This is a genomic window from Sulfuriferula plumbiphila (assembly GCF_009938015.1).
GTDB lineage: Bacteria > Pseudomonadota > Gammaproteobacteria > Burkholderiales > Sulfuriferulaceae > Sulfuriferula > Sulfuriferula plumbiphila.
Genome location: NZ_AP021884.1, coordinates 272863 through 296385, shown reverse-complemented (window position 1 = coordinate 296385; position 23523 = coordinate 272863). Strand labels below are relative to the sequence as shown.

The window sequence follows — 23523 nt, the reverse complement described above, 5'->3', positions numbered from 1 at the left end:
GTGAACTTTACACAGTTAGCACTCTCTTATACGGAGTGCTAAAATGAGCTCAAGGAGGAACACACCATGTCACACGCTTTTGCATTACCGGTATTGAGCAACAGTGCCGGCAGCCTGGACAGTTATATTCACACCGTCAACAGCTATCCCATGCTGAGCCCGGAGGAAGAAATTTCGCTGGCGCGCCGCCTGCGCGATGATAACGACCTGGAAGCCGCTGGCCGCCTGGTGATGTCGCATCTGCGTGTGGTGGTGAGTATCGCGCGCAAATACATAGGCTATGGCCTGCCTCAGGCCGACCTGATCCAGGAAGGCAACATCGGCCTGATGAAGGCAGTCAAGCGCTTCGACCCGGAGCGCGGTGTGCGCCTGGTGTCATTTGCCATGCACTGGATCAAAGCAGAAATGCACGAATACATCCTGCGCAACTGGCGCATGGTAAAAATCGCCACCACCAAAGGCCAGCGCAAGCTGTTTTTCAACCTGCGCAGCCACAAATCCGGACTTAACAGCCTCACTCCGGATGAAGCTAGCGCCATGGCTAAAGAACTGGGCGTCAAGCGCGAGGAAGTGCTGGAAATGGAGGCGCGCTTTTCCGGACAGGACATCACGCTGGAGCCTTTGGGCGAAGACGGCGAGGAGGGTTACGGCCCGCTGGCGTACCTGACCAATGCCGAAGATGAACCATCGCAAATTCTGGCGCGCAGTGAAAACGAGCAGCGCACCAGCACTGGCCTGATGTCTGCACTGGACAGCCTCGATGCGCGCAGCCGCCACATCGTCGAGGCACGTTGGTTACGTGAGGATGAAAGCGCCACATTGCACGACCTGGCCGCGCAATACAACATTTCTGCCGAACGCGTACGCCAGATCGAGCAAAAGGCATTTCAGAAAATGAAGGCTGCGATGGTTTGATACCCTTGCCAGGGCCAATAAAAAACTCCGCCTGTGCCTAGGCGTATAGTTGCCGTGTTGATGATTTTGGCGCTGGGGTAAAAGACTGAACCTCGATTATTTTGCTAATCGCACCGAGACCCGCACATGCCGGAAGGCATTGCGGGTTTATATTTTTGGCACTACGCATGCCATAACCTTGGGGCACACACGACCGTGTCTTACGGAGATGAATTGTCATATATGCACATATTTCTATCGTATCTAGATTGATATTTCGCCTATTTTCGTATATATTTATGTGCAAATGGAAAACGAATGCACCATTCAACTTTATGCTGCCAGTAGATGGCACGATGTTGCCAATACGGCTCTGCTTGGGCCGGCGCAGCTAGGCTGGCGCACGCCCACCTACACTGGCTACGATGCGGAATGGGCGTTGGAACACGCAGGTGCTCGTGATGCCTGGGCACTTGGGAGTCGGTTCCCTGTGTCTCTGGCTCCCCAGAAGTTCAACCATTGGCCGGTGTTCCTGATTGATATGCTGCCCCAGGGGTACGGTCGCGGCGAACTGCTGCGGCAGCTGAAACTGCCCGAGACCCTGGAGTCTGCGGGGGACTGGCCCCTGCTGCTCGCGGGCGCGGGTAATCCAATTGGCCATCTGAGAATAAAGGAAGCTGCGCAATGGCTGCAGGATCGCAGTGGCCCCGTGCGGGGATTCACAGACACGGTCGTGGCGGAGCGATCCGAGGACTTTATGCACTACCTCAGCTTGCACGGCCTTTTCGTGGCAGGCTCCTCCGGCGTGCAGGGTGAATGGCCAAAGTTGCTTATGACCCGGGCCAAGGACGGGTTGCTGTATCTGGATCATACCCTGCCCGATAGCGAGGGAGTCGAACACTTCATCGTCAAATTCGGGCGCGGAGCCAACGAACAACTGGCAACCATTCTTCGCCAGGAAGCCCCTTACATGACTATCGCTGCGCATCTGGGTGTTCGCGTGCACGCGCCACTGACTTTGCGCGAGCGGGCCTTGTTCATTCCACGTTTCGACCGCGCACGAGTAGACGGCCAGCTTGTTCGGCTGGGCCAGGAAAGTCTGGCTGCACTGACGGGACGTGCCGGATTCGGCGTCGTTCCATCACATGATGAGGCCTGCGTGAAGCTCGCCGAGGTGTGCAGTGATCCGCAAGCAGAAATTCTTGAGTATCTTCGCCGGGACATCGCAAACATCGCCTTTGGCAACACGGATAACCACGCCAGAAACACTGCCATCCAGCGAGACTTCGATGGCCGCATCCGGCTAACTCCAGTGTTCGATTTCGCGCCCATGTATCTGCACCCTGACGGCCTAGCCAGGCGCATCCGCTGGGAAGACAAAGAGAACGTCACCCAGGACTGGAACGCCGTATTGGGTTGGGTGGCTGAGACTTGTGAGTTGAAGCGTGGCAAGTTGGTTGCCGGACTTCAGGCAATGGTCAATCCTCTCCTGGACGTTGCAGAGAACGGTAAGGCATTCGGCCTGGAACCTGCTGTACATCAGTACCTGGAACCCGGTATCAGGGCCCAAGCACGAGCCCTGGAAGCATTGCATTGAACGAGGCACCCCGTGGATAGACGCTATAAGCCGATTTCGCTTTACCAGCAAATGCAACTGCGGCAGCAGGTCATAGACGAGCTGCTGGCGCATCCAGAGTGGTCGCTGCAGGAGTCGGTATGCCAGCTCAAAAAGGGTCTGCGGTTGACTACCGCGGAGCTGGCCAAGTTAGCCGGGGTTTCCTACCGCACCGTGCAGGACATTGAGCTGGGGAACAGTCCCGGTACAGTAAAAACCCTGAATCGCATCCTTGGCGTGCTGGGGTTGCGCTTAAGCGTGGCCCTGGATAAAGCCAAGGAGTCTTACTTCTGAAGAAAAATTCTTTTCCGCGGAATCAGGCAGCCAAGCCAAGAGAGGCGTGGCTTTCAATCAAATCATCAACACCATAGCTTAACGCCTAGCGCCTGTGCGGGGTTTGTTATTGGCTATGGCGTATCAGCCAAACAGAATTACCGAGAAGAAGCTGAGCCAGGCAAACACAATGAGGCTCACCACAATGGTCATCGGCATATTAGTTTTGTTGAACAGCTGATTCATGATCCATCCTCCTTACGCGACGATATTAACGATGGTCTCAATTTTAAACTATTTCTTTTTGTCGCTCAATTGATTGGACGGCAGCATCGGGTCATCCTCATCCATCAGAATACGCTGCGCCGGGCCTTCCATGTCTTCGAACTGGCCGCTTTTGATTGCCCAGAAAATACCGAAACCGATCAGCAAAATAAATATGACCGTCAAGCCCAGCAGAAATACCAACGTAGAAGTCATCTTAGCCTCAAAGCATTCAATACCACCACCATGGAACTGATGGACATACCCAGCGCAGCCAGCCACGGCGAAACATAACCCAGCGCGGCAAACGGTAATGCAATCAGATTATACGCCGCCGCCCAAAACAGATTCTGGCGCATCACCGATAGCGTGGCGCGTCCGGTTTCCAGCGCCTGCGCAACATCGCCCAGCCGGTTCGAGAGCAACACGATGTCGCTACTCTGATTAGCCACAGCAGTACCTGCCCCCATGGCAAACGACACCTGCGCACCGGCCAGTACCGGCGCATCATTGATGCCATCACCTACCATCGCCACGATGGCGCCAGCGCGCTGTATGGCTTGCAAAGCTGCCAGCTTGTCCTGGGGTTTTTGCTGCCAGTGGAGATTGCTCACGCCCAGCGCATTCCCGACATGGCGTACCGTAGTTTCGTTATCACCGCTTAAAATGCTGACATCAATCCCGCGCGCCTTGAGCGTCGCAACAGCCTGCACAGCATCGCCGCGCAGCGGGTCTTCCAGCACAAACACGGCCAATGGCCGCATGGCGTCGCACAGCCATACCAAAGTGGCGCTGGGGTAGCGCGTGGCATAATCTTCAACGGCCACGCCGTGGCTTGCAGATGAAAATGCCTGATTACCCAGGGTATAACATTGCCCGCCAGCTTCACCCGACACCCCCTGGCCCGGGTGATTACGCGCCATTTGCACGGCCAGCAAATCAGGCGCCGATACGCGCCCTTTAAACGCCGCTGCCAGCGGGTGTTCCGAGGCCTGCTCCAGACTCGCTGCCAGCACATCACACTGCGCTGCCGGCACATCCGCCAGTGCGATCACGTCTACCACCACTGGCTTGCCTTGCGTCAGGGTGCCGGTCTTGTCGAACACCACATGATTCACTCGCGCCAGGGTTTCCAGTGCATGGCCACGCGTCACCAGGATACCGCATTTGATGAGATGCGAGCCTGCCGCTGCCAGTGCCGCAGGTATTGCCAGCGACAATGCGCATGGGCAAGTCACCACCAGCACCGCAAGTACAATATCCAGCACCTGACTGCGGTCAACGAATAACCAGACCAGCCCGACGAACGCAGTAAAAATCAGCAGCGCCACGGTAAACAAGGAAGCGGCACGGTCGGCGAGCGCGGCGATGCGCGGTTTTTCGGCCTGCGCCTTGTCCACCAAACGTACGATGCCGGCGAGTACGGTATTTTCACCCACCCCGGTCACCGTCAGGATAAGTGGGCTTTCCAGATTAACGCTACCTGCGATCACACTCTGCCCCGGCTGTTTGACAACCGGGCGTGACTCGCCGGTCAACAGCGCTTCATCCACCGTAGACACACCTTCCGCCACCAGGCCATCTGCGGCTACCGTTTCGCCAGGTTTGACCAGGATGCAGTCACCGCACACCAGATCCAGTACCGGCACATATTCCTGTTGACCAGCACGCAGCCGGATGGCCATGGTGGGCTGAAGCTTGAGCAGATTCTCTGCCGATTCAACCGATTTTCCACGTGCGCCCGCTTCCAGCAGGCGGGTGCCCAGCAAGAACAGGGTAAACATGCCGATGGAATCGTAATAAACATGCGCGCCGCCGAACAGGGTGACCCACACGCTACCGATGAAAGCAGTAATAATCGCCAGCGCCACGGGCGCATCCATATTCAGATGCCCGGACTTGATGCCACTCCATGCCGCGCGGTAAAACGGCATTGCAGAAAAGGTCACCACCGGCAGCGTCAACAGCAGGCCGAACCAGCGCAGCAGCATCACCGTATTGGGATCCATGCCATCCCAGTTACCTGCATACAGGCCGACCGACAGCATCATTGCCTGTGCCGAACCGATTCCGGCTATGGCAATACGCTGCAAATCTTTTTTGCGCCGGGATTTGCGCAAGGCATCGGCTTGCAGTGCGCTGTAGGGATGCGCGTTATAACCGAGCAGCTGGATTTCCTGCAGAATACGCGACAGCGTGATTTCGCGGCTGTCCCAGGCAACCCGGGCACGATGATTGGCGTAATTGACCTGTACCGATTTCACCCCAGGCAGTTGTTTGAGGTGGCGCTCATTGAGCCAGACACAGGCCGCGCAGGTGATGCCCTCCAGGATCAGCACCGCCTCGCGCAGGTGTTCGCCACTATCGATTACAAAGCTACGCTGGATATCGGGATGGTCATACAGGGCAAGCTTTTTCAGCTCATCGGGCAACACTTCATGCCCTTGCCCGGGTAGCGCGGTGCGATTGTTGTAATACTCGGAGAGTCCATTATCCACAATCGCCTGAGCGACCGCCTGGCAACCAAGGCAACACATTGCCCGCGACTGACGCGCGATATTGACACTGAAGCCTACACCGCCAGGGACTGGCTGGCCACAGTGATAACAGGATTCGGAGGCGCTCATCTACTCCTCAGGAGGCCGTCACGCTCACATCATGCTCGCGTTCGATGCGTTTACCATCGGCCTCAATCACCAGCTTGACCACCCATGAACCCGTATCGGGAATGCTGATACTGCCGTCGTACTCACCCGGTTTATTCTGCTGCAACTGAAGGGGCGGCAGGGTTTGCACATAGCCTGGCCGGAAAAAATTCAAGGTGACCACGGCATTCTGCATGGGCTGTTTCTGTCTGTCGTGCAGGCGCATGGTGAGTTTATTCGAAGTGGCCGATCCTGCCTTCAGAGTATTCAGGCCTATCATCTCCACCTCCCAGCCCAGCTGCTGTTCATCCGAGAGCATTTTAAGATGCTCATTGACCGCCTTCGCAGCCTGGTCATTGTGCTCGGTCACCCCGGAGAAACCGGAATACACCGGGTGGTCCTTGGCGCGCGGCATGATCATGCTGGCCACCCAGGGTGGTACGCCCTGGGTGGAAATGGAAACGAATGTGCCATCGATCACGGCCAGCAAGCCAAAAAATACCACCAGCGCTTTCGGCACCCAGTGCATGCGTTTCCCGGTATTGCTTTTATCGCTGGCAAGCAGGCTCAGCACTGTCGCAGTGGCCAGGAAGATCGCGACGTGAATGGCGATCACATCCAGGCCATCACCGTTGATAACGGCGTAGAACGCATAAGCGATGGTGGGAACCGCGCCCGAAATCACTCCGCGCCAGTAGTTTGCGAGCCCCAGGCGCCCGAGCAGCCAATGCAATATCACCACGATTACCGTGCCGCCAAACAGCGTTTCCAGCAAGCTCATTGTTCGTCCGTCCTTGAATAAAAGTTTACCTGCTCTACCACCTTGTCCTCCGGTGCGGATAACGGGGTGATCACAAAATCAAACCTGGGATATTTTCCGACCTGCTGCGGCGTGAGTTTGATACTGGCCTGCACAATCACGCTATTGCCACTGTGCACCTTGACGGTTTGCATCTCGCCCAGATCCAGCGCCCCTGGCGGCAGGCCCTGCGTGGTGATGCGATATTCCATATCAGCGCCGCTCTTGTTGGTGAGACGGATCTGATAACGGTTGCGGATGTCGCCATTGGACAGCACCACGTATAGCGGCTGGCGTATCTGCTGCACGTCGTGTTCAAAATTGGTACGGGTAGCGATGCTGTATACCAGCGCGCCGGTCATGACGCCAAGCGCGACAAAATAGCCGACAACTTTGAGTCGCTTCCAGTGAATATGCGGCTTGGCAGGTTGCGGCAGTGCCAGATTGGCTTCGGAATCGTAACGGATCAGGCCGCGTGGATAGCCCACCGAATCCATGATGTTGTTGCAGGCATCAATACATAAGCCGCAGGATATGCAGCGGTATTGGAGACCGTCACGAATATCAATTCCCGCCGGGCACACCTGTACGCAGAACCCGCAATCAATGCAGTCGCCGTAGCCTTTCTGCTGGCGGATTGCGTGAATTTTCAGCTCCGCTCTGGGCGCGGCACGTCCCATGCTGCCATCTCCACGTCTGGCGTCATATGCGACGGCCAGCGTTTCGGGGTCGTACATGACGCTCTGGAAGCGGCCGTACGGGCATACATAGGCGCAGATTTGTTCGCGCATCAGCCCTGCTGCAGCGTAGGTGGTGGCGGTCAGGGCAAATACCGTGACATAGGCGGCATAGGCAGCGTGGCCGGTAAAAAACCGTACCAGCAGATCAGGCGCATAGCCGTAGTAGAGCATGAACGTCATGCCGGTCCAGAACGAAATCAGCAGCCACAGAGCGTGCGTCACCCCCAGTTTGAGAATTTTCTCCCGGTCCCATGGCTGACGCTGCAGACGGATGCGCGCGGGGCGCTCACCCTGCACAAGCTTCTCGATCCAGATGAATATATCCGTCCACAAAGTCTGAAAACAGAAGTAGCCGCAAAAAGCGCGGCCAATCAACGAAGTGGCAAAAAACAGGAAAGTGGCGGCAATGAACAGCAATAACGCCAGCCAGAACACATTCTGCGGATACATTACCAGGTCGAAAATGAAGAAGCGGCGCCCTCCCAGGTCAAACATGACCGCCTGCGAAGCCACACCGTGGCGCGTCCAGGGCAGCCACGGCAGCCCAAAGAACACGGCGTAGGCCAGTACCATCACCCCCCATTTGAAATTGCGAAAACGCCCTTTGACTGAACGAGTTACAATCGGGATACGCTTCTGATATAGCGCCCGTGGTTCTTCAATACCAACGTCCAAGCATGCTCTCCATGAAAAAAACCCCCGCACAACATGGCAGGGGTTTTATTAAGGCCGCGAGTCCGGCCTGAACCGGATCAGGGGTCAATGATTACTTATTTACCACCACCCAATTCATGAACGTAGACTGCCAATAACTTGATTTGTTCAGGCGACAGGCGATCTTTCCAGGATGGCATGACACCCTTGTTCAGACCTTGGCGAATCACGTTTTTCACCGCGGCTTCCTTCAGTGGAATGGTGCCGGCGCCGGGTACGTTTGCCCACAGCCAGATGCTGTCGGTCAGGTTGGCGGAGCCCAGCACCTGGCGCCCTTTGGCATCAGCACCGTGGCAGTAATAGCAGGCAGCCGTCTCGGAATGAAACAATGCGTCACCCGCCCTGGCACTGTCCGGATTGACCGCAACATGCGACAGGCTCAACACATAATCAGCCAGCTGCGTGATTTGCGCATCGGTCAACACCTCGGCGAAAGGCGGCATGTAGCCATGTCGGCCATTGGTGATGGTTTGCTGAATATTGGCGTAATGGCCGCCGTAGAGCCAGTCGTCGTCGGTCAGATTCGGAGCAAAACCCATCTTTCCGCCACCACCCTGCTGATGGCATGCTGCGCAGTTGTCAGAGAACAGCTGCTTGCCTGCGGACACCACAAAGCTGTTGAGCTCGGGGTCCTTGGCGATCTGCTCGAACGGCGTGGCCGCAACCTTGTCGAAATAAGGTTTCTGCGCAGCGACCGCCTCGTTGGTTTCTTTCATGAACAGGGCACGCGTATTCCAGTGCGTTGTCTTGGTCACACCCTTGTCGTTAACGTAGGTAATATGGTCAAAACCCGTGGTGAAACCCTTGCCTACTGGCCATGCCGGATAAGTAAACCAGTACGCGATCGCGGCCAGCACGGAGATATAAAATGCATACAGCCACCAGTTCGGGATCGGATTATTGTATTCCTGCAGGTCACCGTCCCATGCGTGACCGGTGGTCTGTACCGTGTGGGACTGTAATTTTTCCTGGCTCATTTCCTGTCTTCCTTGCTTTCAGATTCATCGTCCATGAACGGCATGTATTTGTAGGTTTCCAGCCGTTCTCCGCGCTTCTTGCTGCCGTATACATAGAGCACAATCAGCACGAAGGTGACGAACAGAATCACCAACGCCAGCGGCTTGGTATTCTCGAACGAAGCAAACCAATTCAACCATTCCATGGGGCGGCCTATTGTTAGCGGTATTTTACAAACGCGTCGTCGTCATACTTGCTGAAGTCCACCATGGTGCCCAGCACCTGCAAATATGCAACCAGCGCATCCATTTCCGTAATCTTGCTGCGGTCGCCGTCATAGTTTCCCGACTCTGCCTGGGCGATTAGGTTTTTGCGCGCATCGGGGATGCTCAACATTTCGGCCGTTGCCGCCCCGAACTGCTTGACGTTGGCCTGGTATTCCGACTTGGTTAGCGAATACGGGACTCCAACCTTGCGCAAGGCTTCCATGCGCTCGGAAATATCGGAAATATTCAGTTCGTTCCTTTCCAGCCAGGGGAAGTTCGGCATCACCGATTCCGGCACCATGGAGCGGGGACTGATAAGGTGCGCAACGTGCCATTCGTTAGAGTATTTTTTGCCGACACGCGCCAGATCCGGCCCGGTACGCTTGGAACCCCACTGGAATGGATGATCGTACTGCGACTCTGCCGCCAGCGAGTAGTGGCCATAACGCAGCGCTTCGTCGCGGAACGGACGAATCATCTGCGAGTGACACAGGTAGCAGCCTTCACGCTGATAAATATCGCGCCCACGCAATTCCAGCGGGGTGTAGGGACGTACACCGGCCACCTTCTCCACTGTGTCCTTGATAAAGAACAGCGGTGCGATTTCGACCAGGCCACCAATACTGATCGCCAGCATGGTCAGCACCAGCAAGAGACCAATATTGGTTTCAATCCATTCGTGCTTGAAATTGAACATGTCTGTTTCCTTGTACTTTAAGCGCCGGCCAAGCCGGATTTGGCCATTTTGGCGGACATTTTGGCTTCCAGCTCAGATGCCTCGCGCTTGGCCTGGCGAATGGTCATGCCCACGTTAACGAACATCATCACCATGCCCGTCAGGAAGAACATGCCACCAATTGCCCGCATCGCATAAAACGGGTGCATGGCTGCAACAGACTCGACGAACGAATACTGCAGATTGCCGTACTGATCGAATGCGCGCCACATCAGGCCCTGGAGAATGCCGGAAATCCACATCGCAGTGATGTACAGCAGCACGCCGATGCTGGCAAACCAGAAATGCACACCCACCAGCTTCTGGCTCCAGATTTTGGTGTCCCACAGCTTGGGTATCATGTGATACATGGATCCAAAGGTGATCATCGCTACCCAGCCCAGCGTGCCGGAGTGCACGTGACCAACCGTCCAGTCGGTGTAATGCGACAGCGCATTCACGTCTTTCAGCGCCAGCAGCGGGCCTTCAAAAGTGGCCATGCCATAGAACGATAACGCCACAATCAGGAAGCGCATGACCGGATCCGTGCGCAATTTGTCCCATGCGCCGGACAAGGTCATGATGCCGTTGATCATGCCGCCCCAGGACGGCAGCAACAGCATGATGGAGAAGGTCGCCGCCAGGGTGGAAGTCCAGTCCGGCAGGGCGGTCCAGTGCAGGTGGTGGGCGCCGACCCACATATACAGGAATGACAGCGCCCAGAAATGGACGATGGACAGGCGGTAAGAGTAAATCGGGCGACCGGCCTGCTTGGGCACGAAGTAATACATCATGCCCAGAAACGCCGCCGTCAGGAAGAAGCCAACCGAGTTGTGACCATACCACCATTCCGTCATCGCATCCTGGACACCCGAAAACAGGCTGTAGGACTTCATCGAGAACAGGCTGACCGGCACCGCCAGATTGTTGAAGGTATGCAGCAGCGCAGTGGCAAGAATGAAGGCCAGGAAGAACCAGTTGGCCACATAGATATGCGGCTGCTTGCGGCGCATGATGGTGCTGACAAACAGGGCGAGATAGGTAACCCATACAATCTCGATCAGGATGTCGATCGGCCACTCCATTTCCGCATATTCGCGCGACTGGGTGTGGCCAAGCATATAGCTGATATCCGCCAGCACGATAATCGCCTGCCAGCCCCAGAAGGTGAAGCTTGCCATGCCATCACTGGACAGACGCGCCTGACAGGTACGCTGCACGATGTAGTAGGACGTCGCAAACAATGCGCTGCCACCAAAACCGAAAATCGCGCTGGTAGTATGCACCGGGCGCAAACGTCCGAATGTGATGTACGGAATGTCGAAGTTCAGGAGTGGCCACGCCAGCTCAGACGCGATATATACGCCCGCCGCCATGGCAATCACACCCCACACCATGGTCATGATGGAGAACTTCTTCACAATATCGAAATTGTATTGCTCGGTACTGCTCAATGCCGTAACCGCCATGGGTCTCTCCTGCGCCGCCTAGTCTAAAAAACAGTGTAAGTAAATTGGAATATTACAGATTTCCTAATTTTACCAGCGACGGGTTGCCGCACGCAAGATGTGCTTCAATCCTTGAGCAGTAACGAGATGTCGTGCGCGATGGCCGGCGGCCCCTGACCATAGGCCATGTAGAGTCTCAGGCGGCCTTGCGTATCGTAGATATAGGTTCCGGCGCTATGGTCCACCGCGTAGCGGCCATGCCCATCCGCTGGCTGTTTTTGATAGAATACCTTGAACGCCTTGGCCAGGGCGGCGGTACCAGCGGGGTCGGCATACATTCCCAAAAAGCCGGGATTGAAGGCTGGCACATAATGGGCCAGCACGGCCCGGGTATCACGCTCAGGATCCAGGGTTACAAAAATCACCTGAACCCTGGCAGCGTCCTTACCCAGCAGTTTCATCGCCATGGCAAAATCCGACAGTGTGGCAGGGCACACATCCGGGCAGTGCGTATAGCCAAAAAAGATTGCTACCACCTTGCCGCGAAAATCGGCCAGGGTACGTACCTTGCCGGTTTGGTCAGTCAGACGAAAATCGCGCGCGTAGCCGACGCCAGTGATATCGGTAGCCAGATAATGCACCGGCTGTTTCTCGCCACATCCGGTCAGAACCAGCACCAGAAACAAAAATAGAAAACGGGCAAGGCGCAGCATGACCATGTTGCCTCATCGAACATTACCCCACAGGGGAAAGCTTGCCGCGCTCATGTCACGGGCAGACCAGGATTGTATTCGCGCTGTCCGAATGATGGAATACGAATACCGCAAGACTAGCCCGCAGGCTGAATCAAGTTGATCATCCAGTAATGATCAATCAACAACAGTGCGAACAACAAGCTCAGGTACAGAATGGAATAGCGGAACGTTTTTTGTGCCAGTGCATCGCTGTAATGCCGATAAATGGAAACCGCATAATAGAGGAACACCGCATCCAGTATGAGCGCGCCGCCCAGGTAAATCAGTCCGCTCATGCCGGTCACAAATGGCAGCAGCGTGACAGCCGAGAGCGCGATGGTGTAGAGCAACACTTGCAGACGCGTGTATGCCTCGCCATGGGTTACCGGCAGCATGGGCAATCCGGCCTTGGCATATTCTTTGCGTCGGTACAGGGCCAGGGCCCAGAAATGCGGCGGCGTCCACACAAAAATAATCAGGAACAACAACAGCGCATCGCTGCTCACCTCACCGGTTACCGCAGCCCACCCCAGCACCGGTGGCATGGCGCCCGACGCACCGCCAATCACAATATTCTGCGGGGTGGCCGGTTTGAGAAATATGGTATATACCACGGCATAGCCAACGAACGTCGCCAAGGTTAACCACGCCGTCAGCGGATTGACATATGCGTGCAGCAAATACATCCCTCCGCCGCCCACCAGGCCAGAGAACACCAGTGTTTGCATACTGCTGACCTCGCCCGTGGGCAGGGGGCGCGCGCGCGTGCGCGCCATCACTGCGTCAATCTTCTGCTCGACCAGGCAATTGAATGCGGCGGCTGCCGCCGCCACCAGTGCAATGCCAAGTGTGGCAGCCAGCATCGGCACCAGGGGTGGCCAGCCGGGCACGGCGAGGAACATGCCAATCACCGCAGTAAATACAATCAACGATACAACACGCAGTTTGCACAGCCGCAAAAACTGCTGACAGCGACAGGCGCTTACTTGCAAAATCAGGCTGCTTGTCATCCTTCACCTCCGTCCATTCGGCGCTGGTTCACACCGTGTGTTTTTCTATTTGATTAGCCAATTTGTGATGTCTTGAGCAAATGCTTGATGTCCTTGATCATTGCACTCGGGTTCGGATTTTTCGGAAAACGCATCATCAGGTTACCCAACGGGTCGACCAGATAAATATAATCCTCTATGCGTCCATTCGCAGGGAATTCTGCACTCGCCGCTTTATCCGCTGTCACCACGGTGGTACCGGCGTAGCCAGCCATCAACTCAGGGACCGGCACGACATTGTCAGTGACCAGCCAAAGCCGCTGTACCCTGTCCCGCTCGGCCCCCTGGGCTGTGCGCACTTGACGCATGGTATACAGCTTCTCGCGACAATACGCATCACACTTGCCACTATCAAATTCCACCATCACCCATTTGCCTTTGAACTGATCCAGGCTAAATGCCGCACCGCCCGCCTGGATGCCGGTAACGCCAGCGAGCATCTGTACCGGGAGCAATTCGCCATAGTTGGATGTTTTTCCGCCTGGGGTCCAGATGTAATACGCAACATATGAAGCCGCAACCGGCAACGCAAAGAGTGCGAACAGCAGTAGCAGCTTGATGCGGAAACGCTTGTTCTCAGATTGGGACACGTTTGACATTGAGCACCAGATAGATAATCAGAATTGCAGTTGCGATGGCAAACCATTGTACGGCATAGCCCATATGCATCGCAGCACCCGCATCGGGGCGATCCCATACTCGCACCAGGCCATCCTGCGTGTCATTGATCTGCTGGATCAGAACGGCCTGCACGGCATAGGGAAGCGTAGTTGCGTAGCGTTTGAAATGCAGGTTTTCCCATACCCGCCCCTGCACCGTTGCAGCCGACAGCTCCAGGTAGCGACTGTTCGGGCTGGTAACGATACCTTCGATGCGTATCTGACCCGGCACCTGGGCTGCCATAGGAGGAATGGCGCGATTGCTGCCTGCGGCCAGCCAGCCCCGGTTGACCAGCACATAGCTACCGCTGTTGTCGTCACGAAACGGCGTGATTACATAGTAACCGGCTCGCCCCCGGTACAGCTTGTTGTCGATATAAATTTCGTGGACAAAATCAAAACGGCCGCGCAAAGCCACCTTCTGGTACAGCAGGCCTGTGCTATCGGCCTGCTTGCCTGGCAGCGTCACCGCCGGGTCTTTCTGCATCAGGTCATAACGCGCCTGCAACGCACGCTTCTGATCTGCCCGGTCAAGCTGCCAGTTGGCTAAAAACAATGTCAGGGCAATCATTACTACCATGGCCAATGTGGGCACCAGCGTCGGCTTGAATTGATACGCTCCAAATCTCATCTTGCTCGTGTCTCGCTGGTATGTATCAGTAGGCTGGGATAGACTGGATTATTGTATTGTGGAGACCCGTCATGCGCACAGTTGTGTTGATTTTTATTTTCCTGATTCTCGCCAGCCTGTTCAGTGCACTCTACTATCTCATCAAAGACAAAGGCCAGTCCGAACGTACAGTCAAGGCACTCACTGTACGCATCGTATTGTCCATCAGCCTGTTCGCCCTGCTGATGCTTGGCTTCCATTTTGGCTGGTTGCCGCAACGCAGTTTGTGACCCCTGAATAAAAGCGCCGCACACTTGCGCGTGCGGCGCAGTTCCCCTTTAATCCCCATCTTGCCCTTATAACCAGTACACCACCACAAACAGTAGCAGCCAGACCACGTCCACAAAGTGCCAGTACCAGGACACCGCCTCGAACGCAAAATGATGGCTTGGCTTGAAATGCCCAGCCATCGAACGGAACAGAATCACAATCAGCATGATCGTGCCAATGGTGACATGAAAACCGTGGAAACCGGTCAGCATGAAAAAGGTAGCGCCGTACACTCCTGCCCCTAGCGTCAACCCCAGCCGGGTATAGGCCTCATGGTATTCATATGCCTGCAGGCCCAGGAAGCTCATACCTAACGCCACCGTCATGATCAGGCCAAGCACCAGCTGGGTACGATTATTCTTCTTTAATCCCCAGTGCGCCCAGGTGACGGTCAGGCCGGAAGTCAGCAACAGCAGGGTATTGATTGCTGGTATGCCCCAGGCTTCCATCGGAGTGAACTTTGCTGCCAGGCCGGGGCCGGCTGTCGGCCAGGTGGCGGTATAGTGCGGCCACAGCTGCAGCATGGTTTCGCCCGAGCCCAGACCGGGAACCGAGATCGTGCGCGTATAGAACAGGGCGCCAAAAAAAGCCGCAAAAAACATCACTTCGGAGAAAATGAACCAGCTCATGCTCCAGCGAAATGACAAATCCACCTGCTCGTTGTATTTGCCGCCTTCGCTCTCGCGTATAACCGTGCCAAACCAGCCGAACAGCATGACCAGCAGCACCCCCGCTCCGGCAAGCATGACGGGTTTGCCATTGCCCATGCTGTTGAGCACCATGACGAATCCGAATGCCAGCAGCATCAGTGCAATCGACCCCAGAATCGGCCAATGCGATGGCGGTGCGAGGTAATACCTATCCTGATGGGTTTCCATGACTGCGTTCCTCCTTTACTGTTACTGTTTTATTTTTTCACACGCCTATAATTTGCTTTACCTGGTCACCAGATAGACCAGAAACAAAATTGCGCCTACCAGCAGCGCGACGCCAATCAATCCGGCCACAATCACCTGCACAGGCTTCAGATGGGTCACATCTGACTGGTAATCCGACTTGCGCCGGATGCCCAGAAAACTCCAGAATACCGTCTTGGCAGCACGCCAGCCGGTGAGTGTTTTATGCTGGTCATGCTCAGCCATGTACGTCCTTGTCGGTTGCCGCGGCGGTCTGAGCACCCGGGTTGAGGTTAAAAAACGTATACGACAGGGTAATGGTCTTTACGTCCTTCGGTAGCGCCGGATCAATCACAAATAGCACCGGCATGATTCTGGTTTCATGCGGTTTGAGCACTTGTTTGGTGAAACAAAAACACTCGATTTTCTTGAAATACTGCACCGCAAGCGCGGGTGCGTAACTCGGAATTGCCTGACCGGTAACCGGCACATCGCTGTTATTTACCGCCTTGTAGTCCACCTGCATCAATTGCCCCGGGTGCACTTCGACGATGGGCTGCATGGAGGAAAATTTCCATGGCATGTTTTCGTTGAGGTTGGCATCCAGTTCCAGCCGAATTTTTCGGCTGGTGTCTACCTGGGTATTCTTGGCGAGTTCCTGCTCACCGCCTTTGTTGAGGCCACTGACTTCGCAAATCTTGTTGTAAAACGGTATCAGCGCAAAACCGAATCCGAACATTGCAATGGCAACAATGCCCAGTTTTTTCAGCATCACCCGGTTAGCATGCGTCGGGTTCATTGCCAGTGGTAAATAATGGTGTAAAGAAACAAACCGACCGCTATCAATGCAAGCGAGATCGCCGTGAAATATTTTTTAGCTTCATTGCTCAACATGTTCACCCATTCCAGTTCGAGCAGGGCGAAGTCCCTGCCCTGCAAGCGCTCACTTCACCATCGGCGCCGTTTCAAACGTGTGATAGGGCGCGGGGGACGGCACTGTCCACTCCAGCCCTTCTGCACCTTCCCATACCTTGTCGGTAGCCTTGGCTCCGCCACGCACCGCCTTCAGCACCACGATCAGGAAAATCAGCTGGCTGGCGCCAAAGATAAATCCGCCGATAGATGCAATCTGATTGAACTGGGTGAATTGCAGCGCATAGTCCGGAACCCGCCGCGGCATGCCAGCCAGCCCGAGGAAGTGCATGGGGAAGAACAGGATGTTCATGGAAATGACCGAGAGCCAGAAATGCAGCTTGCCCAGTTTTTCGTCATACATGTGCCCGGTCCATTTGGGCAGCCAGTAATACGCGCCCGCAAAAATCGAGAACAGCGCACCGGACACCAGCACATAGTGAAAGTGTGCAACCACGTAATAGGTATCCTGCAACTGGATATCCACTGGCGTAATTGCCAGTACCAGCCCCGAGAATCCACCCATGGTGAACAGACAGACGAAGGCCACCGCAAACAGCATCGGCGTCTCGAAAGTCATTGAGCCTTTCCACATGGTGGCTACCCAGTTGAACACTTTCACCCCGGTGGGCACCGCAATCAGCATGGTGGAATACATGAAGAACAGCTGCCCTGCAGCAGGCATGCCCACGGTGAACATGTGGTGGCCCCATACGATGAACGACAGGATGGCGATGGAACCTGTGGCATACACCATTGATGCATAACCAAACAGCGGTTTGCGCGCGAAAGTCGGAATGATCTGGGAGATGATGCCAAACGCCGGCAAAATCAGGATGTACACCTCAGGGTGCCCGAAGAACCAGAAAATATGCTGGAACATGACCGGATCACCGCCCCCGGCCGCATTAAAGAAATGCGTGCCGAAATGGCGGTCGGTGAGCAGCATGGTCACTGCACCTGCCAGCACCGGCATGGTCGCGATCAGCAGATAGGCGGTTATCAGCCAGGTCCACACAAACATCGGCATCTTCATCATCGTCATGCCGGGCGCACGCATGTTAAGGATGGTAGTGATGATGTTGATCGAACCCATAATGGACGAGGCGCCCATGATATGTACGGCGAAAATGGTCAGGTCATAAGACACCCCTCCCTGAATGAACAGCGGCGGATACATGGTCCAGCCACCTGCGACAGCGCCACCCGGCAGGAAGAACTCGCCAATCAGAAAGATCGCAGCCACCGGCAGCAGCCAGAAACTCCAGTTGTTCATGCGCGGGAACGCCATGTCCGGCGCCCCGATCATCAGCGGCACCTGCCAGTTCGCGAATCCGGTAAAGGCCGGCATGATCACACCGAAAATCATGATGAGACCGTGCATGGTGGTGAGCTGGTTGAAGAACTCGGGGTGCACAAACTGCATGCCCGGCTCAAACAGTTCGGCGCGGATCATCATCGCCAGGCTGCCGGCAAAGAAGAACATGATCAGCGCAAACCACAGATAGAGCGTGCCGATATCCTTGTGGTTGGTGGTTTTTACCCAGCGCATCAAACCACTGGGGTGATGGTCATGACCATGGTCGTGAGCGTGTGTCGCATCCATATCGGGTCTCCTCTTCTTGCTCGCTTGATTATTTACGCAGTGCTTTGATTTCAGACGGCTGGATCACATCGCCGGTGTGGTTGCTCCAGGCGTTGCGCTCATACGTGATCACCGCTGCAATCTCGGTATCGGACAGTTGCGCTGCAAACGCAGCCATCGCCGTACCCGGCTTTCCGTTCATCACCCGATCAATGTGTGCCGCCTTGTCGCCAGTGGCAATCTTGGAGCCGTTGAGGGCCGGGAATGCGCCCGGTATACCCATGCCAGAGGCCTGATGGCAGGCTGCGCAATGGCTGGTGAACACCTTTTCACCCTTGCTCTTCATTTCATCCAGGGTATAGACCTTGTTGGGGTCCTCCACCACTGCTGCCATTTTTGCTTTCTCGTCAGCCAGCCATTTAGCGTAGTCTTCCGGTGTTTTAGCCTCGACCACGACAGGCATGAAGCCGTGATCCTTGCCGCATAGTTCGGAACACTGACCGCGATAAATGCCCGGTTTCTCAACCTTGAACCAGGTATCGCGGATAAATCCGGGTATCGCGTCCTGCTTTACACCGAAGGCCGGTACCGACCAGGAGTGGATGACATCATCGGCGGTAACCAGCATGCGAATTTTTTTGCCCGTCGGCACCACCAAGGGGTGATCCACCTCAAGCAGATAGTGCGCATCCTTGGCGACCTTATTGTCAATCTGGTCTCGCGGCGTAGACAGATTGCTGAAAAAATGAATCCCTTCCTGCAAATAATCGTATTCCCATTTCCACTGAAAGCCGGTCACTTTAACCGTCATGTCCGGACTGGAGGTATCCTTCATCGCCAATACGGTTTTGGTCGCCGGAAACGCCATGCCTATCAAAATAAAAAATGGAATAATGGTCCAGATAACCTCAACCGTGGTGTTTTCATGGAAATGTGCAGCCTGATGACCCCTGGACTTGCGGTGCGCATAGATCGAATAAAACATGGCGCCGAACACCACCACAAATATCGCCAGAACCACATACATGATCAGCGTGTGCAGATGATAAATCTGTCCGGCGATGGGCGTTTCCGGCGTTTGCAGATTCAGCTCATAGGCCGCATGCGCCAAATCCGTCGCCAAACCCAGCACCATGCCTGTGGCTGCGCCCAATATCCGTTTTATTTTCATGCCTTCTCCCCCATCCTCATGATTCTGCTTATTTATTGACACCCCAGCCGCCGTTCCAGCTGGTGCGCCAGTTCGGTACGTTGCTCATCGTTAAGATGACGCCCCAATTCCTGCTCGGCGCCGTGCGAACGTAGCGCCACCCGGCACTGCTGGCCAACCGACCGGCACTGCAGCACGACCTGCGCCCAGCAGCGGTTATATTCTGAACGCATGACGCGCACATTATCGCGGCGTTCCAGCACCAGCGTGTTGCCTTCAATGGTAATGCGCTCGTAATCGCGCTCATGACAGGAAACTTGATAAAACGCCAGCAATACAGCCAGCATTTCCAGTCCGGCAAAAGGCAGAATCGGCCAGGCGCCCATCATGGCAAATACCCCGGCCGTGACCGACAGAATCAGAAAAAAAGAAGCTAAAACAAGGATCTTGCCCGACCGCGACAGCGAACAATTGGGGCGCGCAGTGATACAACAATCCACTGCGCCAGTCTGTGTGATTTGTATGCCGCCGTACATTACCTGCAAATCCCGCTTGTTGTCGTTAGTCGGATGCCCTGCGACCCTTTGCCGTCGCTGGATAAAGTAGCACGGCATAGCAGCGAAAACAAGCAAAATATGTAATGCAAGCGTTTGAAATATTTATGTATTTATTAATTAAATAACACTATTCTAATTTTCTGTTAGAGCAGCTTTTCCAGCAGAAGATGGGTGGAAAGTGCAGAAAAATCCATCCTGGCCAGCCACGGCACCACTCCCAGCAAAGGCGCATTGAGGCGCTGCAGCAGCGTCGCCAGGCTGGCGTCAAATTGCGCCATGGCGGGATCAATCCGGTTGGCCACCCAACCGGCCAGCGGCAACCCGGCATGATGGATGGCTTCGGCGCTAAGCAACGCATGGTTGATGCAACCCAGGCGCATCCCCACCACCAGAATCACCGGCAAGGAAAGCCTGCGAGCGAGGTCGGCCATGTCCTGATGCTCATTCAGCGGCACGCGAAAACCGCCTGCGCCTTCTACTATCACGACATCAGCCTGCGCCTGCAGCGCATCACAAGCCCGCGCAATGACATCCAGCCGGATTGTCACCGCAATCTGGGCAGCCGCGATATGCGGCGCAATGGCGGGTTCGAAACGGTACGGGTTCACGAGCGCTTGCGCCGCGTCCACATTGGCTGCGGCGCGCAGTTGCTCTACGTCATCCCAATACGCGACGCCATCGCGCCACTCGCACCCCGCCGCCACCGGCTTCATCCCCACCGTGCGCAGGCTGCGTGCAGCAAAAGCATGGAGCAGGGCAGCCGATACCAGCGTCTTGCCCACGCCGGTATCGGTGCCGGTGACGAAGTAGCCCCGGGCCGTCATAACAGGCCCTTTTCCGTGCGGCGACGCTGGAGGTTCATCCGGATGATTTGGTGCCCGTCTGCGGTGCGGGTTTTCTGGTTCACCCAGGCGTGGCCATAAACCACTTCATAAGTGGCGGGCAGGCGGCCTTCCAGGCGAAATTTTTCATACGCACTTTCCAGTGCCTGCCAGCGCGTGCGTCCCATCAGTCCGGGATTGCGCCCAGCCGTGACGTTGTGTGCGCCGATCGCCTTAAGTTCCTGCATCAGCGTTTTGAGATCGGCGTAGGTCAGCGTGATGTATTCCATGTCCATCACGGGTGTACTGAACCCGGCCTGTACCAGCACATCGCCAATGTCGTGCATATCCACGAAACGGTTGACGTGGCTGTAGCCATCCACCGTGTGGAACGCCTGACGCAATTCCCTGAGCGTGTCCGGGCCGAAAGTGGAAAACATCAGCAAACCGTTTGGCGCCAGCACGCGGTACATTTCCGCGAAGCTCACATTGAGGTCGTTGCACCATTGCAGCGCGAGACTGGACCACACCATGTCCACGCTGGAAGTTTTCAGCGGCAGCTGGTCAATGTCCGCGCACACCGCGCTAAACCGCGCGGCACGGCTGATGCGCTGCCACAGGCTGGGTTTGGGTCGGGCGATTTGCAACATGGATTCAGCCAGGTCCAGCGCCACCAGATGCGCTTCCGGGTAACGGCTACGCAACCTGGCCGCGCCGTAACCGGTGCCCGCACCGGCGTCCAGTAGGGTGCTGGGCGTGTGCTTCACGTAATCGAGCCGCTCCAGCATGCGGTCGCAAATTTCGCGCTGCAAGACGGCATGGGTGTCATAGCTGGCGGCAGCGCGGTCGAAGGCGGCACGTACGCGTTTCTTGTCGAGATCGTAAATTGCGTCAGTCATGCAAAAAATCCGTCAGCGCCAAAACAAACCCGGCACTATGCGAGAGGAAGGGCGCGTGGGAGGCGCCGGAAACGCGGCACAAATGTCCATCCGGCAAGTGTTGCGCCAGCCATTCGCCTGCAGCCAGCGGGGCCAGGGCATCGTGACTGCCATGAATCACCAGCGCGGGATGGGGGATGCCGGTCACGCTGGCGCGCAGATCGGCATTGAGCAATATAGCCAGTCCGGCCTCGAGTACTGCTTGATCCGGCCTGCCACGCGCAAACAGCAAATCGCGCAATCGTGCCAGCACTGCCCGCGCCGACTCGTCACCTCTGGCTTGCAGTGCAAGGAAACGCTTCAGCGTGCCTTCGTAGTCGTTCACCAGGCTGTCTGCGAAGATTTGCAACACCTCACGCTGGATACCCTGCGGCCAGTCGGCGCGGGTCGCAAAACATGGATTGGTGCCGACAGTTACCAGTCTGTTCACACGTGCGGGATATAACTTCGCCAGGGTCAGCGCAACCTGTCCGCCCAGCGACCAGCCGCATACATTGAAATAGTGCGGCAATGCATCGATCAAACGCGCCGCCAGCGTTTCCAGCGCGTAAGGAGCGAGAGTTGCACTACCGCCGTAGCCAGGCAAATCCACAATATGCAATTGATCATGCCGTGCCAGCTCGTCAGCCACACCTGCCCAGACGCCGCCGTGCATGCCCCAGCCATGCAACAGCACCAGCGGCATACCCTGGCCACGTATTTCGATATGCAACTCAGCCATCTGCATGAATGCTGTTGAGCGCATCCACCAGCTGCGCCACATCGGTTTCGGTATGTGCTGCACTAAGCGAAATACGCAGACGTGCACTGCTGGCGGGTACCGTGGGCGGGCGAATCGCCGGTACCAGGATGCCGCGTTCAAGCAAGCGCTGGCTTGCCGCCAATGCCGCATCGTTGCTGCCGATCAGCACGGGCTGGATAGGCGTGGGAGAATCCATTAGTTGCCAGTTTGGAATGCACAAACCCGCTCGCAGTTGCACGATCAGTTTTTGCAAATGCGTGCGCCGCCCGTTACCCGCTTCTATCAGATCCAGGCTGGCGAGCAAAGTCGCTGACAGCAGCGGCGGCGTCGCGGTCGTATAGATATAGGTGCGTGCCTTTTGCAGCAGCCATTCAATCACCTCCGCCTCGCCTGCCACCACCGCCCCGAACACCCCGGCGGCCTTGCCCAGGGTGGCCATGTACACGATGCGCGGCGAAGCCAGCCCAAAGTGCGCCAGCGCACCGCGTCCGCCCGGACCCAGCACGCCAAAACCGTGGGCATCGTCCACCAGCAGCCAGGCGTCGTAACGCTCGCACAGCGCCAGCAAATCGGGCAGCGGCGCCAGGTCGCCGTCCATGCTGAACACCGCATCCGCCAGCACCAGCTTTTGCGATGCGCGGCTGGCTGTCAGCCGGGTTTCCAGCGCAGCCAGATCGTTGTGCGGGTAGCGCGTGAATTTTGCGCGCGACAACAGCGCGGCATCGTTGAGTGAGGCGTGGTTGAGCCGGTCAGCAAACACCTCGCCGCCGCGCCCGACCAGTGCCGTCACCACGCCGATATTGGCCATGTAGCCGGTAGAGAACAGCAGCGCAGCAGGCAAGCCGACGAATTCGGCAAAGCGCGTTTCCAACGCATGATGGACGGCGTGGTGACCGGTGATGAGGTGCGACGCGCCCGCGCCCACACCCATGGTTTGCGCGGCTGCGCCGGCAGCGGAAATCAGTGCGTGGTGGCTGGCAAGACCGAGGTAATCATTGCTGCAAAACGACAGCACCGCGCGCCCATCCACGCGTACATGAGCACCCTGGGGGCTTTCCAGCAGCCGACGGCTGCGCTGCAGGCCTCGGGCTTTGAGCTGCGCCAACTCATGGCGGATATGTTCCAGTGCCTTGAATGTGGGAGACGGCTTGATCAATTGAGTCGCAAAATAGACAGAATTAACAGGACTTCAAGCTGCATGTAATTTTCA

26 protein-coding genes are annotated in these 23523 nt (G+C 56.2%); 4 read left to right on the top strand and 22 right to left on the bottom strand.

The window, feature by feature from the left end:
* The first annotated feature begins 66 nt into the window (after positions 1–66).
* From rpoH to GZH91_RS01480, 3 genes are all read left to right on the top strand, one after another.
* Positions 67–915 carry an RNA polymerase sigma factor RpoH gene (rpoH, locus tag GZH91_RS01490; protein WP_147072145.1) on the top strand — a complete coding sequence of 283 codons (849 nt, stop codon included), beginning with the start codon at positions 67–69 and terminating at the stop codon, positions 913–915.
* A gap of 286 nt (positions 916–1201) precedes the next feature.
* Entirely contained in the window at positions 1202–2491 is a 1290-nt protein-coding gene (locus GZH91_RS01485; RefSeq protein WP_147072147.1) for a type II toxin-antitoxin system HipA family toxin, read from the top strand.
* A 12-nt stretch (positions 2492–2503) separates the two neighbouring features.
* Positions 2504–2803 carry a helix-turn-helix domain-containing protein gene (locus GZH91_RS01480; RefSeq protein WP_147072149.1) on the top strand — a complete coding sequence of 100 codons (300 nt, stop codon included), beginning with the start codon at positions 2504–2506 and terminating at the stop codon, positions 2801–2803.
* A 273-nt stretch (positions 2804–3076) separates the two neighbouring features.
* On the opposite strand, the gene ccoS is transcribed toward GZH91_RS01480, so the two are convergent.
* The 12 genes from ccoS to GZH91_RS01420 all read right to left on the bottom strand — a co-directional run bounded on the left by ccoS (position 3077) and on the right by GZH91_RS01420 (position 14367).
* The gene (gene ccoS, locus GZH91_RS01475) at positions 3077–3262 is read right to left on the bottom strand and encodes a cbb3-type cytochrome oxidase assembly protein CcoS (protein ID WP_147072151.1); all 186 of its coding nucleotides are present in this window, start codon (positions 3260–3262) and stop codon (positions 3077–3079) included.
* Positions 3259–5673 (bottom strand): heavy metal translocating P-type ATPase, encoded by a 2415-nt coding sequence (locus GZH91_RS01470; protein WP_147072153.1) that lies wholly within the window; start codon positions 5671–5673, stop codon positions 3259–3261. The genes ccoS and GZH91_RS01470 overlap by 4 nt, the downstream gene beginning before the upstream one ends.
* A 7-nt stretch (positions 5674–5680) precedes the next feature.
* The gene (locus GZH91_RS01465) at positions 5681–6472 is read right to left on the bottom strand and encodes a FixH family protein (protein WP_147072155.1); all 792 of its coding nucleotides are present in this window, start codon (positions 6470–6472) and stop codon (positions 5681–5683) included.
* Entirely contained in the window at positions 6469–7905 is a 1437-nt protein-coding gene (ccoG, locus tag GZH91_RS01460; RefSeq protein WP_147072157.1) for a cytochrome c oxidase accessory protein CcoG, read from the bottom strand. Before ccoG ends, GZH91_RS01465 begins: the two co-directional genes overlap by 4 nt.
* A gap of 95 nt (positions 7906–8000) precedes the next feature.
* Positions 8001–8921: a cytochrome-c oxidase, cbb3-type subunit III gene (gene ccoP, locus GZH91_RS01455; protein ID WP_147072159.1), complete on the bottom strand. Its 921-nt coding sequence runs from the start codon at positions 8919–8921 to the stop codon at positions 8001–8003.
* Positions 8918–9106 carry a cbb3-type cytochrome oxidase subunit 3 gene (locus GZH91_RS01450; protein ID WP_147072161.1) on the bottom strand — a complete coding sequence of 63 codons (189 nt, stop codon included), beginning with the start codon at positions 9104–9106 and terminating at the stop codon, positions 8918–8920. The genes ccoP and GZH91_RS01450 overlap by 4 nt, the downstream gene beginning before the upstream one ends.
* Positions 9107–9120: 14 nt before the next feature.
* Complete coding sequence (gene ccoO / locus GZH91_RS01445) at positions 9121–9864, bottom strand: cytochrome-c oxidase, cbb3-type subunit II (RefSeq protein WP_147072163.1); 744 nt, start codon at positions 9862–9864, stop codon at positions 9121–9123.
* Positions 9865–9881: 17 nt separating this feature from the next.
* Complete coding sequence (gene ccoN / locus GZH91_RS01440) at positions 9882–11351, bottom strand: cytochrome-c oxidase, cbb3-type subunit I (RefSeq protein WP_147072165.1); 1470 nt, start codon at positions 11349–11351, stop codon at positions 9882–9884.
* A gap of 104 nt (positions 11352–11455) precedes the next feature.
* A complete protein-coding gene (locus tag GZH91_RS01435) occupies positions 11456–12043 on the bottom strand; it encodes an SCO family protein (protein WP_147072167.1) in 588 nt (195 codons plus the stop codon).
* A gap of 116 nt (positions 12044–12159) precedes the next feature.
* Positions 12160–13074, bottom strand: a complete 915-nt coding sequence (gene cyoE, locus GZH91_RS01430; protein ID WP_147072169.1) for a heme o synthase — start codon at positions 13072–13074, stop codon at positions 12160–12162.
* A gap of 53 nt (positions 13075–13127) precedes the next feature.
* Complete coding sequence (locus tag GZH91_RS01425) at positions 13128–13703, bottom strand: SCO family protein (protein WP_147072171.1); 576 nt, start codon at positions 13701–13703, stop codon at positions 13128–13130.
* The gene (locus GZH91_RS01420; RefSeq protein WP_161984134.1) at positions 13690–14367 is read right to left on the bottom strand and encodes an SURF1 family protein; all 678 of its coding nucleotides are present in this window, start codon (positions 14365–14367) and stop codon (positions 13690–13692) included. The genes GZH91_RS01425 and GZH91_RS01420 overlap by 14 nt, the downstream gene beginning before the upstream one ends.
* 107 nt (positions 14368–14474) lie before the next feature.
* Here GZH91_RS01420 and GZH91_RS01415 point away from each other — a divergent pair, with 107 nt between their 5' ends.
* Positions 14475–14672 carry a twin transmembrane helix small protein gene (locus GZH91_RS01415; RefSeq protein WP_147072175.1) on the top strand — a complete coding sequence of 66 codons (198 nt, stop codon included), beginning with the start codon at positions 14475–14477 and terminating at the stop codon, positions 14670–14672.
* 66 nt (positions 14673–14738) lie between these two features.
* Here the strand turns inward: GZH91_RS01415 and GZH91_RS01410 are convergent, their stop codons facing one another.
* The 10 genes from GZH91_RS01410 to bioF form a co-directional block, all read right to left on the bottom strand.
* The gene (locus GZH91_RS01410; RefSeq protein WP_147072176.1) at positions 14739–15590 is read right to left on the bottom strand and encodes a cytochrome c oxidase subunit 3; all 852 of its coding nucleotides are present in this window, start codon (positions 15588–15590) and stop codon (positions 14739–14741) included.
* A gap of 57 nt (positions 15591–15647) precedes the next feature.
* Positions 15648–15854 carry a DUF2970 domain-containing protein gene (locus GZH91_RS01405; protein WP_147072178.1) on the bottom strand — a complete coding sequence of 69 codons (207 nt, stop codon included), beginning with the start codon at positions 15852–15854 and terminating at the stop codon, positions 15648–15650.
* Positions 15847–16407 (bottom strand): cytochrome c oxidase assembly protein, encoded by a 561-nt coding sequence (locus GZH91_RS01400; RefSeq protein WP_147072180.1) that lies wholly within the window; start codon positions 16405–16407, stop codon positions 15847–15849. The genes GZH91_RS01405 and GZH91_RS01400 overlap by 8 nt, the downstream gene beginning before the upstream one ends.
* Before the next feature lie 144 nt (positions 16408–16551).
* On the bottom strand, positions 16552–18126 hold the full coding sequence (gene ctaD / locus GZH91_RS01395) for a cytochrome c oxidase subunit I (protein ID WP_147072182.1): 1575 nt from the start codon (positions 18124–18126) through the stop codon (positions 16552–16554).
* Positions 18127–18154: 28 nt separating this feature from the next.
* Positions 18155–19276: a cytochrome c oxidase subunit II gene (gene coxB, locus GZH91_RS01390; protein ID WP_147072184.1), complete on the bottom strand. Its 1122-nt coding sequence runs from the start codon at positions 19274–19276 to the stop codon at positions 18155–18157.
* Positions 19277–19308: 32 nt separating this feature from the next.
* A complete protein-coding gene (locus GZH91_RS01385; protein WP_161984133.1) occupies positions 19309–19791 on the bottom strand; it encodes a DUF2244 domain-containing protein in 483 nt (160 codons plus the stop codon).
* A gap of 164 nt (positions 19792–19955) precedes the next feature.
* Positions 19956–20636 (bottom strand): dethiobiotin synthase, encoded by a 681-nt coding sequence (bioD, locus tag GZH91_RS01380; RefSeq protein ID WP_147072189.1) that lies wholly within the window; start codon positions 20634–20636, stop codon positions 19956–19958.
* A complete protein-coding gene (bioC, locus tag GZH91_RS01375) occupies positions 20633–21532 on the bottom strand; it encodes a malonyl-ACP O-methyltransferase BioC (protein WP_147072191.1) in 900 nt (299 codons plus the stop codon). Before bioC ends, bioD begins: the two co-directional genes overlap by 4 nt.
* A complete protein-coding gene (bioH, locus tag GZH91_RS01370) occupies positions 21525–22292 on the bottom strand; it encodes a pimeloyl-ACP methyl ester esterase BioH (RefSeq protein WP_161984132.1) in 768 nt (255 codons plus the stop codon). The genes bioC and bioH overlap by 8 nt, the downstream gene beginning before the upstream one ends.
* The gene (gene bioF / locus GZH91_RS01365; protein WP_223264526.1) at positions 22285–23469 is read right to left on the bottom strand and encodes an 8-amino-7-oxononanoate synthase; all 1185 of its coding nucleotides are present in this window, start codon (positions 23467–23469) and stop codon (positions 22285–22287) included. Before bioF ends, bioH begins: the two co-directional genes overlap by 8 nt.
* Positions 23470–23523: the final 54 nt, after the last annotated feature.

Excerpts from the sequence above, each read along its gene's own strand:
- rpoH (WP_147072145.1), top strand. The coding sequence starts at position 67 with ATGTCACACGCTTTTGCATTACCGGTATTGAGCAACAGTGCCGGCAGC.
- GZH91_RS01485 (WP_147072147.1), top strand. The coding sequence starts at position 1,202 with ATGGAAAACGAATGCACCATTCAACTTTATGCTGCCAGTAGATGGCAC.
- ccoS (WP_147072151.1), bottom strand. The coding sequence starts at position 3,262 with ATGACTTCTACGTTGGTATTTCTGCTGGGCTTGACGGTCATATTTATT.
- GZH91_RS01470 (WP_147072153.1), bottom strand. The coding sequence starts at position 5,673 with ATGAGCGCCTCCGAATCCTGTTATCACTGTGGCCAGCCAGTCCCTGGC.
- GZH91_RS01465 (WP_147072155.1), bottom strand. The coding sequence starts at position 6,472 with ATGAGCTTGCTGGAAACGCTGTTTGGCGGCACGGTAATCGTGGTGATA.
- ccoP (WP_147072159.1), bottom strand. The coding sequence starts at position 8,921 with ATGAGCCAGGAAAAATTACAGTCCCACACGGTACAGACCACCGGTCAC.
- GZH91_RS01450 (WP_147072161.1), bottom strand. The coding sequence starts at position 9,106 with ATGGAATGGTTGAATTGGTTTGCTTCGTTCGAGAATACCAAGCCGCTG.
- ccoO (WP_147072163.1), bottom strand. The coding sequence starts at position 9,864 with ATGTTCAATTTCAAGCACGAATGGATTGAAACCAATATTGGTCTCTTG.
- ccoN (WP_147072165.1), bottom strand. The coding sequence starts at position 11,351 with ATGGCGGTTACGGCATTGAGCAGTACCGAGCAATACAATTTCGATATT.
- GZH91_RS01435 (WP_147072167.1), bottom strand. The coding sequence starts at position 12,043 with ATGCTGCGCCTTGCCCGTTTTCTATTTTTGTTTCTGGTGCTGGTTCTG.
- cyoE (WP_147072169.1), bottom strand. The coding sequence starts at position 13,074 with ATGACAAGCAGCCTGATTTTGCAAGTAAGCGCCTGTCGCTGTCAGCAG.
- GZH91_RS01415 (WP_147072175.1), top strand. The coding sequence starts at position 14,475 with ATGCGCACAGTTGTGTTGATTTTTATTTTCCTGATTCTCGCCAGCCTG.
- GZH91_RS01410 (WP_147072176.1), bottom strand. The coding sequence starts at position 15,590 with ATGGAAACCCATCAGGATAGGTATTACCTCGCACCGCCATCGCATTGG.
- GZH91_RS01405 (WP_147072178.1), bottom strand. The coding sequence starts at position 15,854 with ATGGCTGAGCATGACCAGCATAAAACACTCACCGGCTGGCGTGCTGCC.
- GZH91_RS01400 (WP_147072180.1), bottom strand. The coding sequence starts at position 16,407 with ATGAACCCGACGCATGCTAACCGGGTGATGCTGAAAAAACTGGGCATT.
- ctaD (WP_147072182.1), bottom strand. The coding sequence starts at position 18,126 with ATGGATGCGACACACGCTCACGACCATGGTCATGACCATCACCCCAGT.
- coxB (WP_147072184.1), bottom strand. The coding sequence starts at position 19,276 with ATGAAAATAAAACGGATATTGGGCGCAGCCACAGGCATGGTGCTGGGT.
- GZH91_RS01385 (WP_161984133.1), bottom strand. The coding sequence starts at position 19,791 with ATGTACGGCGGCATACAAATCACACAGACTGGCGCAGTGGATTGTTGT.
- bioD (WP_147072189.1), bottom strand. The coding sequence starts at position 20,636 with ATGACGGCCCGGGGCTACTTCGTCACCGGCACCGATACCGGCGTGGGC.
- bioC (WP_147072191.1), bottom strand. The coding sequence starts at position 21,532 with ATGACTGACGCAATTTACGATCTCGACAAGAAACGCGTACGTGCCGCC.
- bioH (WP_161984132.1), bottom strand. The coding sequence starts at position 22,292 with ATGGCTGAGTTGCATATCGAAATACGTGGCCAGGGTATGCCGCTGGTG.